Annotated in this window: 11 protein-coding genes; 6 read left to right on the forward strand and 5 right to left on the reverse strand. The window is 69.9% G+C overall.

Annotated features, from left to right (window positions below):
• Positions 1–106: 106 nt before the first annotated feature.
• Positions 107–3,760, reverse strand: a complete 3,654-nt coding sequence (cobN, locus tag J3476_RS00550; protein WP_286182467.1) for a cobaltochelatase subunit CobN — start codon at positions 3,758–3,760, stop codon at positions 107–109.
• A gap of 321 nt (positions 3,761–4,081) precedes the next feature.
• Here cobN and cobG point away from each other — a divergent pair, with 321 nt between their 5' ends.
• From cobG to J3476_RS00570, 4 genes are all read left to right on the forward strand, one after another.
• The gene (gene cobG, locus J3476_RS00555; RefSeq protein WP_207064688.1) at positions 4,082–5,206 is read left to right on the forward strand and encodes a precorrin-3B synthase; all 1,125 of its coding nucleotides are present in this window, start codon (positions 4,082–4,084) and stop codon (positions 5,204–5,206) included.
• 9 nt (positions 5,207–5,215) lie between these two features.
• Positions 5,216–5,842, forward strand: a complete 627-nt coding sequence (locus J3476_RS00560; protein WP_207064689.1) for a precorrin-8X methylmutase — start codon at positions 5,216–5,218, stop codon at positions 5,840–5,842.
• Positions 5,843–5,945: 103 nt separating this feature from the next.
• Positions 5,946–6,596 (forward strand): TetR/AcrR family transcriptional regulator, encoded by a 651-nt coding sequence (locus J3476_RS00565; protein ID WP_207064690.1) that lies wholly within the window; start codon positions 5,946–5,948, stop codon positions 6,594–6,596.
• Positions 6,593–7,657, forward strand: coding sequence for a phosphotransferase family protein (locus J3476_RS00570; RefSeq protein WP_207064691.1), 1,065 nt, complete (start codon positions 6,593–6,595; stop codon positions 7,655–7,657). Before J3476_RS00565 ends, J3476_RS00570 begins: the two co-directional genes overlap by 4 nt.
• On the opposite strand, the gene cbiE is transcribed toward J3476_RS00570, so the two are convergent.
• Together cbiE and J3476_RS00580 are read right to left on the reverse strand one after the other, a co-directional pair.
• The gene (gene cbiE / locus J3476_RS00575; RefSeq protein ID WP_207064737.1) at positions 7,638–8,825 is read right to left on the reverse strand and encodes a precorrin-6y C5,15-methyltransferase (decarboxylating) subunit CbiE; all 1,188 of its coding nucleotides are present in this window, start codon (positions 8,823–8,825) and stop codon (positions 7,638–7,640) included. The two genes, J3476_RS00570 and cbiE, sit on opposite strands and share 20 nt — an antisense overlap.
• The gene (locus J3476_RS00580) at positions 8,822–9,589 is read right to left on the reverse strand and encodes an SDR family NAD(P)-dependent oxidoreductase (protein WP_207064692.1); all 768 of its coding nucleotides are present in this window, start codon (positions 9,587–9,589) and stop codon (positions 8,822–8,824) included. The genes cbiE and J3476_RS00580 overlap by 4 nt, the downstream gene beginning before the upstream one ends.
• Before the next feature lie 34 nt (positions 9,590–9,623).
• Between J3476_RS00580 and J3476_RS00585 the strand changes: the two genes are divergently transcribed.
• The gene (locus tag J3476_RS00585) at positions 9,624–10,037 is read left to right on the forward strand and encodes a F420-dependent biliverdin reductase (protein WP_163676118.1); all 414 of its coding nucleotides are present in this window, start codon (positions 9,624–9,626) and stop codon (positions 10,035–10,037) included.
• Positions 10,038–10,044: 7 nt separating this feature from the next.
• Here the strand turns inward: J3476_RS00585 and J3476_RS00590 are convergent, their stop codons facing one another.
• On the reverse strand, positions 10,045–11,220 hold the full coding sequence (locus J3476_RS00590; RefSeq protein WP_207064693.1) for a Xaa-Pro peptidase family protein: 1,176 nt from the start codon (positions 11,218–11,220) through the stop codon (positions 10,045–10,047).
• Positions 11,221–11,260: 40 nt separating this feature from the next.
• Between J3476_RS00590 and J3476_RS00595 the strand changes: the two genes are divergently transcribed.
• Positions 11,261–12,226, forward strand: coding sequence for a 5'-3' exonuclease (locus J3476_RS00595; RefSeq protein ID WP_207064694.1), 966 nt, complete (start codon positions 11,261–11,263; stop codon positions 12,224–12,226).
• Between the two features lie 4 nt (positions 12,227–12,230).
• Here the strand turns inward: J3476_RS00595 and J3476_RS00600 are convergent, their stop codons facing one another.
• On the reverse strand, positions 12,231–13,019 hold the full coding sequence (locus J3476_RS00600) for a DUF4333 domain-containing protein (protein ID WP_207064695.1): 789 nt from the start codon (positions 13,017–13,019) through the stop codon (positions 12,231–12,233).
• Positions 13,020–13,072: the final 53 nt, after the last annotated feature.

Raw genomic sequence — 13,072 nt, forward strand, 5'->3', positions numbered from 1 at the left:
ACATCCCTTAGGAACTCAAGAATCGTTGAGCAGGTTCCGGGTGAGATTCGTGTGAGCATGGCCTGGCTCGGTCCCCGGCGAGGACCCCGCCACCGAAACCGGTGGCTCAGCCCTCCAGATCGCCCTCGGTCTCGAGCATGACCTGGCGCAGGCCGTCCAGCGTGGCTTGTTCCGGCGCCGCCCACATCCCGCGACCGGCGGCTTCGAGCAACCTCTCGGCCATGCCATGCAGCGCCCACGGGTTGGACTCGGAGAGGAACTTGCGGTTCTCCTCGTCGAGGACGTAGCTCGCCGACAGCTGTTCGTACATCCAGTCGGCCATCACGCCGGCAGTGGCGTCGTAGCCGAACAGATAGTCGACGGTGGCCGCCATCTCGAAGGCGCCCTTGTAACCGTGCCGGCGCATCGCGGTCATCCAGCGCGGATTGACCACCCGCGCCCGGAACACCCGGGTGGTCTCCTCCGAAAGGGTGCGGGTGCGTACCGACTCAGGCCGGGTGTTGTCGCCGATGTACGCCGCCGGGGCCTTACCGGTCAACGCCCGCACGGTGGCGACCATGCCGCCGTGGTACTGGAAGTAGTCGTCGGAATCGGCGATGTCGTGCTCGCGGGTGTCGGTGTTCTTCGCCGCCACCGCGATGCGCCGGTAGGCGCGGTTCATGTCGTCGGTGGCGGCGCACCCGTCGAGTCCGCGGCCATAGGCGAATCCGCCCCAGGCCGTGTACACCTCGGCCAGGTCGGCATCGTCACGCCAGTTCCTGCTGTCGATCAGTTGCAGCAGTCCCGCCCCGTACGTCCCCGGCTTGGAACCGAAAATCCTTGTCGTGGCTCGCCGTTGGTCGCCGTGCTCGGACAGATCCGCCTGCGCGTGAGCGCGCACGAAGTTGTCCTCGGCCGGCTCGTCGAGGTCGGCGACGAGACGCACCGCGTCATCGAGCATCGCGACGACGTGCGGGAAGGCATCCCGGAAAAAGCCCGAGATCCGGACGGTGACGTCGATGCGTGGCCGGCCGAGCTCGGCCGGCGTCATCGGTTCGAGGTCGACCACACGGCGCGACGCATCGTCCCAGATCGGCCGGACACCCAGCAGCGCAAAGACTTCGGCGATGTCGTCACCGGCAGTGCGCATCGCCGAGGTGCCCCAGACCGACAACCCGACCGACTGCGGCCAGCGGCCATGGTCGTCGCGGTAACGCTGCAACAGCGAATCCGCCATCGCCTGCCCGGTTTCCCAGGCCAGTCGGGACGGCACCGCTTTGGGATCCACCGAGTAGAAGTTGCGCCCGGTCGGCAGCACGTTGACCAGGCCGCGCAGCGGGGAACCGGACGGCCCGGCGGGGATGAACCGACCGTCCAGAGCCCGGAGGACCTGGTCGATCTCATCGGCAGTGCCCGCCAGCCGGGGCACGACCTCGCCGGCTGCGAATTGCAGGATCGCGGCCACGTCGGTGTTGTCGGTCAGTGCATCGACGATGCCGGCGTCCCAACCGTTGTTCTGGAGTGCCGCAACGAGTTCACGCGCCTGGTGTTCGGCGGTATCGACAGCGGCGCGGTCGTCGTGGCCGTCCTCACGCAAACCCAGCGCCTGCCGCAAACCCGGTACCGTCTGTTCACCGCCGAAGAGCTGGCGGGCGCGCAGAATCGCCAGCACCAGGTCCAGCTCGCTCTCCCCAGCGGGCGCCGACCCGAGAATGTGCAGGCCGTCGCGGATCTGGACATCCTTGATCTCGCACAGCCACCCGTCGACGTGCAGGAGCATGTCGTCGAAGGAATCCTCGTCGGGGCGGTCCTCGAGCCCCAGGTCGTGGTCCATCTTGGCGGCCCGCATCAACGTCCAGATCTGCTGTCGGATCGCGGGCAGCTTGCCCGGATCGAGCGCCGAGATGTTGGCGTGCTCGTCGAGAAGTTGTTCCAGCCGGGCGATGTCGCCGTAGGTCTCGGCGCGCGCCATCGGCGGGATGAGGTGATCGATCAGCGTGGCGTGGGCACGCCGCTTGGCCTGGGTGCCCTCGCCGGGGTCGTTGACCAGGAACGGGTAGATCAGCGGCAGGTCGCCGAGCGCTGCGTCGGTTCCGCAGGCCGCTGACATTCCCAGCGTCTTTCCCGGCAGCCATTCCAGGTTGCCGTGTTTACCCAGATGCACCAGCGCGTCCGCACCGAACGAGCCGTCGAACTCGCCGGCGAGCCAGCGGTAGGCGGCCAGGTAGTGGTGGCTGGGCGGCAGATCGGGGTCGTGGTAGATGGCGACCGGGTTCTCGCCGAATCCGCGGGGCGGCTGCACCATCAGCACCACGTTGCCCGACCGCATCGCGGCGATGACGATCTCACCGTCGGGGTCGGCGCTACGGTCCACGTACAGGTCACCGGGCGGCGGCCCCCAGTGTTCGACGACGGCGTCGGCGATGGCGCTGGGCAGCGTGGCGAACCAGGCCCGGTAATCCCGCGCCGACACGCGGATCGGATTTCCGGCCAGCTGACCTTCGGTGAGCCATTCGGGGTCCTGCCCGCCGCGCTCGATCAGGGCGTGCATCAGCGCGTCACCATCGCCGGAGGCGAGAATCGTGCTCAGGTCGCCGGAGGTGACAGTCGTACCGGAGTCGCCTGCTTCGAGGCCGGACTCGTCCCCGACGTCATAGCCGTGCTCGCGCATGGCCCGCAGCAGCGCGATCGCGCTGGCCGGGGTGTCCAGCCCGACCGCGTTTCCGATGCGGGAGTGCTTGGTGGGGTACGCCGAGAACACGACGCCGACGCGTTTCTCGGACGTGGGCACCGAGCGGAGCCGGGCGTGCCGCACCGCCAGGCCGGCGACCCGGGCGCAGCGTTCGGGGTCGGCGACGTAGGAAATGAGTCCCTCGTCGTCGATCTCCTTGAACGAGAACGGAACCGTGATGAGGCGCCCGTCGAACTCGGGGACCGCGACCTGGGTGGCGACGTCGAGGGGCGAGAGCCCGTCGTCATTGTCGTCCCACTGGGCGCGCGAGCTGGTCAGGCACAACCCCTGCAGGATCGGCATGTCCAGCGCGGCGAGGTGTGCCACGTTCCACGCGTCGTCGGTGCCACCGGCGCCCACCGCCGCCGGGGTGGCGCCGCCGGCGGCCAGCACGGTGGTGATCATCGCGTCGGCAGAACCCAACAGTTCGATCAGGTCCTCGTCGGCGGTGCGCAGGGACGCGCAGAACACCGGCAACGGATTACCGCCGGCGTTCTCGATCGCCTCGCACAACGCTTCGATGTAGCCGGTGTTTCCGGCCAGGTGCTGGGCCCGGTAGTACAACACTGCGACGGTGGGGCCGTCGCGCCGGGCGCCGGTGCGCTCCAGCAAACCCCAGCGCGGGGTGCTCTGCGGTTCGGCGAAGCCGAATCCGGTCATCAGCAGGGTGTCGGAGAGGAAGGCGTACAGGTTCTTCAGGTTCGCCACACCGCCTTGGGCGAGGTAGACGTGGGCTTGCAGCGCCACTCCGGCCGGCACCGTCGAGTGCTTCATCAGCTCAGCGTCGGGCGCCTGCTCCCCGCTGACCACGACGGCGGGCACGCCGCTGGCCGCCACCGCGTCGATGCCGTCTTCCCATGCCCGGTAGCCCCCGAGGATCCGGACCACGACGACGTCGGCGGACTCCAGCAACTCCGCCAGCTCGCCCTCGACGAGACGGGACGGGTTGGCCCAGCGGTATCCGGCGGCGCTCGCGCGGGCGGTGATGAGATCCGTGTCGGACGTCGACAGCAGCAAGACGGTAGGGGTCGGCGCGGCGGCAGAAGGCACGGTCACCCCCCATTCGTACCGCACACGCGCCGGCGGCGGCCGCGCAGACGTCCGCGCGGCAGGCTCAGCGGCGCGGATTCCAGCGGCTGTACCAGGTCTGCTGATACGGGTTTCCGATCAGCGCCGCGAGCAGAAGGATGACCGCCGCGAACATGAGGAGTGCGAACATCGCCGTTCCCTTCGTCGTTCCCGTTGTTCAACACGGGTTCAGTAAGCGGACCGTACCGCTGAGATCGGCGCGATTGACGCCTTTGTGCTGGACGGAGCAGCGCAGCCCCGATGTGACCGAGATCACTGATCCGCGCTGGGTACCGTGGTCAGATGGTGCGGCAACGCGAGAACGACGCCTGTCCCGGCGCACTCCAGACCCACTCGGCCGCCGACGGGCAGCTCGTCCGGATTCGGCTGCCCGGAGGGTTGATCGACGCCGCCCAGCTGGAGGCCGTCGCGCTCGCGGCGAAGGAGTTCGGAGCACCTGACCTGGAACTGACCTCGCGGGGCAACATCCAGATCCGCGCCGTCAGCGACGCCGCAGCCGTCGCCGACAGGCTGCGCGCGGCAGGGCTGTTGCCGTCAGCGCGGCACGAGCGGGTGCGCAACATCGTCGCGTCGCCACTGTCGGGCCGCCTCGGCGGTGTCGCCGACGTCCGCGCGGTGACGGCGGCGTTGGACGCCGCGGTGCTGCGTGACGACCGGATCGTCGACCTGCCCGGCCGTTTCCTGTTCAGCATCGACGACGGCCGCGGTGACGTCTCCGGGCTGAGCGCCGATGCGGGCGTGCACCTCGTCGACGAGCGGCGCGCGGCGCTTCTTCTCGCCGGTCGCGACACCGGTGTGCGCATCGACACCGACGACGCGGTCGACACCCTGCTCGCCGTCGCCCACCGCTTCCTCGATGTGCGCGGAAAATGTTGGCGGGTCGCCGAACTCGCCGATCCGGAGGTCCTGCTCGACGGGTGTGCGCCGTCGAGCGCCGCCGGTGCCACGTGGCCGGTGACCACCCGGCCGCCGGTGGGCTGGCTCCCCCAGGCCGATGGCCGGACAACCCTGGGCGCGGCGGTTCCGCTCGGCGTGCTCGACGCCGAGGTGGCCCGCTACCTCGCTGCGGTCACCGCGCCGATGGTCGTCACACCCTGGCGTTCGGTGTTGTTGTTCGACCTCGACGAGGACACCGCCGACGTGGCCCTTCGCGTGCTCGCCCCGCTCGGCCTGGTGTTCGACGAGAACTCGCCGTGGCTGGCGGTCTCGGCATGCACAGGCAGCCCCGGGTGCGCGCACTCGGCCGCCGACGTGCGCGCCGACGCCGCCGCCGCACTGGCGGCATCCCCCGCGGCCGAGACGCACCGGCACTTCGTCGGATGTGACCGTGCCTGCGGTAGCCCCGCTGAAGGTCAGGTGCTCGTCGCGACCGGAGACGGCTACCGGGTGCGGGATGCCCACCCGTAGGGTGAGCGGGTGCTCGACTACATCCGTGACGCGGCCGAGATCTACCGGCAGTCGTTCGCGACGATCAGGGCCGAAGCCGATCTGGCCCGCTTCCCGGACGATGTCTCGCGGGTGGTCGTGCGGCTGATCCACACCTGCGGACAGGTCGACGTCGCCGACCATGTCGTGTTCACCCCGGACGTGGTGACCCGCACCCATGCGGCCCTTGCCGCCGGCGCGCCGATCCTGTGCGATTCGTCGATGGTGGCGGCCGGGATCACCCGCTCGCGGCTGCCCGCCGACAACGAGGTGGTGTCGCTGGTGGCCGATTCGCGCGCACCCGAGATGGCCGCCCAGTTGGGCACCACCCGGTCGGCGGCCGCCGTCGACCTGTGGGCCGACCGGATGGGTGACGCCGTGGTGGCCATCGGCAATGCGCCGACCGCACTGTTCCGCCTGCTCGAACTCCTCGACGACGGCGCGCCGGTTCCGGCGGCGGTGTTGGGTGGCCCGGTCGGGTTCGTCGGCTCTGCGCAGTCCAAGCAGGAACTGATCGACAACCCCCGCGGACTGTCGTACCTGATGGTCACGGGCCGGCGCGGCGGCAGCGCGATGGCGGCCGCGGCGGTCAACGCGATCGCCACCGACGTCGAATGACCCCGCGCCGCCAACCGCACTGACAGACGTCGTCCATCGTTGACACTCGTCAGAACTCCGCGTTACTGTCGCGCGTCACGGGCTCTCGAACGGAAGGCGCTGCGTGCAGCGAGGACTACCGGTCCGGTCGGCGACCGACCGCCGCCAGCCGCAGAAGAGCGACCTGCGCCGCAACGCCATCCTGGAATCACTCGACCATCACCTGCGTGAAGAGGGATTCGACGGCATCAACATCGCCGACGTCACGCGTCGCGCAGGGGTGACCCGCTCGGCGTTCTACTTCTACTTCGAGAACAAGGCGGCCGCCGTCGCCGCGCTGCTGGAACCCATGTACGACGACGGGTTCCTGGCCAGCAGCATCCTGACCGCCACCACCCGCCCGCCCAGAGAGCGGATCCGAGCCATGCTCGACGCGCTGCTCGACACCGTCGACCAACATCGTTACCTGCTCGAGGCGATGCTCGAGGCCCGCGCGACCAACCCGGCGATCCGCCGCGTCTGGGACGACGCCCGTGACTCGTTCATCCCCGAACTGTCCGCGATGATCGCCGCCGAGCGGGCCGAGGGGCGCGCTGCGGACGGTCCGCCGACCGATGTGCTGGCCGTGCTGCTGCTGGAATTCAACGACCGCCTGCTCGAGCGCTACACCATCGGCGGGCGGCTGACCCGGGACCAGCTCGTCGACGGTGCGGAAGCGCTCTGGCTGGGCACCCTCTACGGCCACGTCATCGGACAGCGAAAGGCGCCATCATGACGATCCCCCGCAAACCCGAAGACCTCACGGCCGACTGGCTGGGCGGGGTGCTGGGCACCTCCGTGACGAGCGTGGAGGTGACCGCCATCGGCACCGGACAGACGGGCGCGACCTACCGCGTCGCGGCGACCTATGCCGGCGACCCCGGCGACGCGCCGGCCACGTTCGCGGTCAAGCTGCCCGCCCAGGACGACGCCGTACGTGAACGCGTGGCACTGGGCTACCTCTCCGAGGTCGAGTTCTACTCGACCGTCACCACCCAGGTGGCCGTTCCGGTGCCCGGCTGCTTCCACAGCGAGATCTCCTCCGACGGAGCAGATTTCGTGCTGCTGATGGCCGACATGGCCCCGGCGGTGCAAGGAGACCAGATCGCCGGGTGTACGACCGATGAGGCCGCGCTCGCCGTGGAGGCGCTGGCCGGACTGCACGGACCGAGTTGGGGTGATCGGCGCTGGTTCGATCTGCCGTCGATCGTGATGCCCAAACCGGGCGATGCCGAGGCGGCCAAGGGCCTCGGTGATGTGGCGGTGATGGCCGCCGACATCACCCTGGACAAACTGGGCGGCAGGGTCAGCGACGACGACCGCCTCGCGTTGACCACCGCGATGGGACTGGTGACCCCGTGGCTGATGGCAGAACCGGAGCGCTTCTCGCTGATGCACGGCGACTACCGCTTGGACAACCTGCTGTTCGACCCACAACGCACCCGCGTCACCGTCGTGGACTGGCAGACCATCGGATTGGGCCTGCCCGCCCGCGATCTGGCCTACTTCGCCGCCACCAGCCTGCCACCAGACGACCGCGCCGGACTGGAACGAGACCTCGTCGAGCGTTATCACCGCGCACTGGTCGGCTACGGGGTGCCCGACTACGATCTGCAGACCTGTTGGCAGGACTATCGTCTCGGCGTGCTGCAGGCGCCGCTGTTGACCACGCTGGGCTATGCGTTCGCGGCGTCGACCGAACGCGGCGACGAGATGATCCTGACGATGCTGCACCGGGGCTGCCGGGCGATCCGCGAACTCGACGCGATCGAACTCGTCAGGTCGTATCGGGCTTGACCGCCGCCCACTGCGTCACCGGCATGGCCGGCCGCCACCCGGTGAACGACCCCACCGGTTCCCCGCGGTAGTGCTGGTAGCGGCGCAGCTCGCCGCCCAGCCGCGAATACTGTTGCACCAGAACCGCTTCTGATTCAGCGGTGACGGCATTGGCGACGAGTCGGCCCCCCGGCCCCAACCGATCCCAGCAGGCGTCGATGAGACCGGGCAGGCTCACGCCGCCGCCGACGAAGACCGCGTCCGGCGACCGATGGGACTCGAAGGCCTCGGGGGCGGCGGACGTCGCCTCGACAGCAACCCCGAATGCCGTGGCGTTGCGGGCGATCCGGGTGCGACGCGCCTCGTCACGTTCGAATGCCAGAGCCCGGCAACCCGGTCCGGCCAGACACCACTCGACCGACACGCTGCCCGACCCCGCCCCGACGTCCCACAACAGCTCACCGGGCCGGGGTGCCAGCGCAGCGAGGGTCGTGGCCCGCATCATCTGCTTGGTGATCTGGCCGTCGTGGGCGAACGCGTCGTCGGGCAGAGCCGCGAACCGGCGCGCGTCGGGCAGGTAGCGCACCGCCATCACGTTGAGGTCGTCGACGCCACCGGGCGGCCGGGCCGCCCACTCGCGCGCGGTGGACGAGCGACGCAGTTCCTTTGGTCCGCCGAGCTGTTCGAGAACGGTCAACTCGGAATCGCCCCGCCCGGTGTCGGCGAGCAGCCGTGCCAACTCGGCCGGTGTCGACGCGTCGCGCGACAACACGACCGCCCGCCCGCCGCGGCGCACCGCGGTATGGGTGGGCGCGGTCACCAGACTGATGATCTCGGTGTCCTGCACCGGCCAGCCGACCCGCGAACAGGCGAGCGTGACCGACGAAACATGCGGCAGCACCATGACCCGGTCCGGACCGTACAGGCGGATCAGCGATCCTCCGACCCCGTGCATCAGCGGATCGCCGCTGGCAACCACGTGGACGTCGCCGTCGGCGTCGTCGAGCAGAGTGCGCAGCGCGGGCAGCATCGGCGACGGCCACGGACGTCGCGGCGCCGAGACGGTGTCGTCGAGCAACTCGAGTTGGCGGGGCGACCCGTGCACAACGGTGGCGCGGGCCAACTCGGCGCGCGCGGCCGGCGCCAGCCCGGCCATGCCGTCGGCGCCGATCCCGACGACGACGATCATCGTCTCAACCTGCGCCACATCGACCTCGGCATCATCCGGAACCCCAGCGCCAACACCGCCAGCGAGTGGGGCACCCACACCGTCGAGCGTCGTTTCTGCAGTGCCGACACCGTGGCCTCGGCCACCTGCGCCGGGGTGCTCGACAACGGCGCCGGCGCCATCCCCTGCGTCATCCGGCCCACGACGAAACCGGGCCGCACGAGCAGAAGCCGGACCCCGCTGCCGTGCAGCGCGTCCGACAGGCCGCTGCAGAAACCGTCCAGGCCCGCTTTGGCCGAACCGTAGACGTAGTTGGCCCGGCGTACCCGCACTCCCGCGATCGACGAGAACGCCACGATCTGCCCGGCGCGTGCAGCACGCATGGCATCGACCAGCACGGTCAGCAGGCTGACCTGCGCCACGTAGTCGGTGTGGGCGATCGCTGCCGCATGGGCCGCGTCCTTCTCGGCGAGGGCTTGATCACCGAGGATCCCGAACGCGACAACCGCGGTGGTGATCGGCCCGTGCTCGGCGACGATGCTGTCGACCACACCGGGATGGGCGCTGAGGTCGTCGGCGTCGAAGGCCACCACATGCACCGCCGCGGCGCCGGCCTGCTCGACGATGCCACGCTCGGCCGCGAGATCCTCGGGGCGGCGCGCAGCCAGCACCACGGTCGCACCGGACGCGAGCCGCCGGGCGACCTCGATGCCGATCTCGCTGCGTCCACCGAAAATCACGACCACCTCGCGTCGGGCGCTCGACTCGTCCGCCGTGTCTGTCATGGCAGCGATTATCACCTGCGCTAGCGTGGACCCGATGGCGAAGGCAACGACACGGCTCACCAACGACGCGCTCGCATTCCTCACCGAGCGGCATCTGGCGATGCTGACCACCTTGCGGTCGGACCAGTCGCCGCACGTGGTCGCGGTCGGCTTCACCTTCGATCCCAAGACCCACATCGCGCGTGTCATCACCACCGGCGGCTCGCAGAAGGCTGTCAACGCCGACCAGCGCGGGGTGGCCGTCCTCAGCCAGGTCGACGGCGCGCGCTGGCTCTCCCTGGAGGGCAAGGCGACGGTGAACCCCGACATCGACGCCGTCCGCGATGCCGAGTTGCGCTACGCGCAGCGCTACCGCACGCCGCGACCCAACCCCAAGCGGGTGGTGATCGAGGTGCGGGTCGAGCGGGTGCTGGGTTCGTCGAGCCTGCTCGACCGCGGTGAGGACTGAGCCGCGCTCAGGAAGCCGGCACGACCACCAGGTCGTGCGGCCGGTTGTTCACCGACTCTGCTCCGTCGGCGGTGACGATGACGATGTCCTCGATGCGTGCGCCCCACTCGCCCGGAAAGTAGATTCCCGGCTCCACCGAGAACGCCATGCCCTCCTGTAGTTCCAGTCGGTTGCCGGCCACGATGTAGGGCTCCTCGTGGACCGACAGGCCGATGCCGTGCCCGGTGCGGTGGACGAACGCCTCCGCGAGCCCCTCGGCGGCCAGGACATCGCGCGCGGCGGCGTCGATCTGCTCGGCGGTCACACCGGGCCGCACCGCCTCGACCGCGGCGCGCTGCGCCCGCTGCAGCACCGCGTAGCGGCGGGCGATGTCGGGGTCCGGTTCGCCGATGCTGTAGGTGCGGGTCGAGTCGGAGTTGTAGCCCGGCTCGTAGGGACCGCCGATGTCGACGACCACGATGTCACCGGAGCGCAATTCGCGGTCCGAGCACTCGTGGTGCGGGTCGGCGCCGTGTGGCCCGGATCCGACGATGATGAAGGCGACCTCTGAATGCCCTTCGGCGACAATGGCTTCAGCGATGTCCGCGGCGACGTCGGCTTCGGTGCGCCCAGGCACCAGGAACTGCGGCACCCGGGCATGGACACGGTCGATCGCCTCACCGGCCTTGCGCAGCGCCTCGACCTCGGCGGCGTCCTTGATCATCCGCAGCGTGCGCAGCACATCGGTGGCCAGCACGGGGACCACGCCGAGCGTGTCGGCCATCGGCAGCAGATGCAGCGCGGGCATCGAGTCGGTGACCGCGACCGCGAGCGGCGCAGACTCCCCAGCGACCGCGAGCGGCGCAGACTCCCCAGCGAGAGTGTTTTCACCCAGCGCCGCCGCCACCAACGCATAGGGGTCGTCGCCGTCGACCCAGTCGCGCAGCGCGATTCCCAGCTCACCGACCGCCGACTCCTTCATCGCGGCAAGCTCCAACCGGGGAACGATCATCGTCGGATCGCCGGCCGCCGGCACGACGAGGGCAGTGAGCCGCTCGAACGTCTGGGCCCGTGAGCCGACCAGATAGCGCAGGTCGTAACCGGGGGTGATGACCAGGCCGGCCAAGCCTGCCTCGGCGGTCGCGCGGGCCGCGGCGGCCAGCCGTTGTGCGTACACGTCGCTGCTGAAGCGGCTCGTCGTCATGCCTTCCAGGTTACGTTTCCCCCTACGGCAGGATGACACCATGACTTCGACCACCGGTCCCCTGCTGCTGCTCGACGGTGCCAGCATGTGGTTCCGCTCGTACTTCGGTGTGCCGTCCTCGATCACCGCTCCCGACGGCAGGCCCGTCAACGCGCTGCGCGGCTTCCTCGACGCCGTCGCGACGCTGATCACCCGCGAACGCCCGCACCGGTTGGTCGTGTGCCGTGACGACGACTGGCGGCCGCAGTGGCGAGTGGAGAAGATCCCGTCCTACAAGGCGCACCGCGTGGCACAGGAGAGCACCGGCGAGGAACCCGATGCCGAGGAAGTGCCCGACGAGCTGACCCCGCAGGTCGACATGATCTTCGAGATTCTGGACGCATTCGGCATCGCCACCGCCGGCGCCGCGCACTGCGAGGCCGACGACGTGCTGGGCACCCTGGCCGAACGGGAGCGGCGCGACCCCGTGGTGGTCGTCAGCGGCGACCGCGACCTGTTGCAGCTGGTGCGCGACGAGCCGGTGCCGGTACGGGTGCTCTACCTGGGACGCGGCCTGGCCAAGGCGATCACCTACGGTCCCCGGGAGGTCGCCGAAACCTACGGGGTGCCGGTCGACCGCGCCGGGCCCGCCTACGCCGAGCTGGCACTGCTGCGCGGCGATCCGTCCGACGGGCTGCCGGGCGTGGCGGGCATCGGCGAGAAGACCGCCGCGACCCTGCTGACGCAGCATGGTTCACTCGACGCGATCATGGCCGCGGCGGCCGATCCGAAATCGTCGCTGTCGAAGGCGCACCGCTCCAAGCTGCTGAGCTCGGTCGACTACATCGAGAACGCCACTCCCGTGGTGCGGGTCGCGACCGACGCGAAAGTGACGTTCTCCACCGACTCCGACGCATTGCCCCTGGCCGCTCGCCGACCCACCGACGTCGCCGAACTCGCCGAACGCTTCGGCGTGTCGTCGTCGATCGGACGGCTGCAGAGCGCGCTGGACGCGCTACCGGGGTGACCCGCTACCGGGGCCGACCGACTTCGTAGGTGCCGTCGTTGTCGGTGAACGTGACCGTGACCTGACGTTTGGTGCCGTCGATGCTGACTTCGCAGGTGAACGTGTCGCCCTGGCGGACGGTCGGGTTCACGCCGTTGTTGCAGCTGACGTTACTGACGTTCTGGGCACCGTAGCCGTTGGTCTCGTCGGTCAGGATCTGCTGCACGCCGGTCTGCGCGGAGTCGATGTCCAGCTTGGTGGTGACGAAGAAGCCCGGGGTCCAGAAGCCGAGCACCAGCACCACCGCCACCACGATCGCGACGAAAACGCCGACCACACCGCCGATCACCGCCAGCGACCGCTTGGAGCCGTCCTCCGATCCGGGTGCGGGATAGCCGCCGCCGGGATACTGCCCGTATTGGCCGGGCTGCTGACCGAACTGACCGGGTTGCTGGCCGTACTGGCCCGGCTGCTGCCCGTATCCCGGTGGCTGTCCGTACTGCTGGCCGTACGCACCGGGCTGCCCGTACTGGCCCGGCGGCGGGTAACCGCCCGAGTAGTCGGGCTGCTGCTGCCCGTACTGCTCGGCGCCGGGGTACTGCTGCGGCGGATAGGCCGGGGGCTGCTGGTACTGCGGGTACTGCTGCGGCGTATAGGCCGGCGGCTGCCACTGGTCGGAACCGGGGGCCTGCTCCGAACCGCTCGGCGGCTGCCAGCCCTGGTTCGCGGCCTCGCCGGTCGGCTGGTCAGCGCCCTGCTCGGGCTGCTGGCCCTGCCACGGCTGAGTGGGGTCAGATCCCTGCGGTCCGCTCATGTCTCTCCTCGGTCCTCCCGGCGATGTGCTGTCGGTACGGCTTGCCGGCACCC

Source organism: Mycobacterium sp. PO1, assembly GCF_017312405.1.
GTDB lineage: Bacteria > Actinomycetota > Actinomycetes > Mycobacteriales > Mycobacteriaceae > Mycobacterium.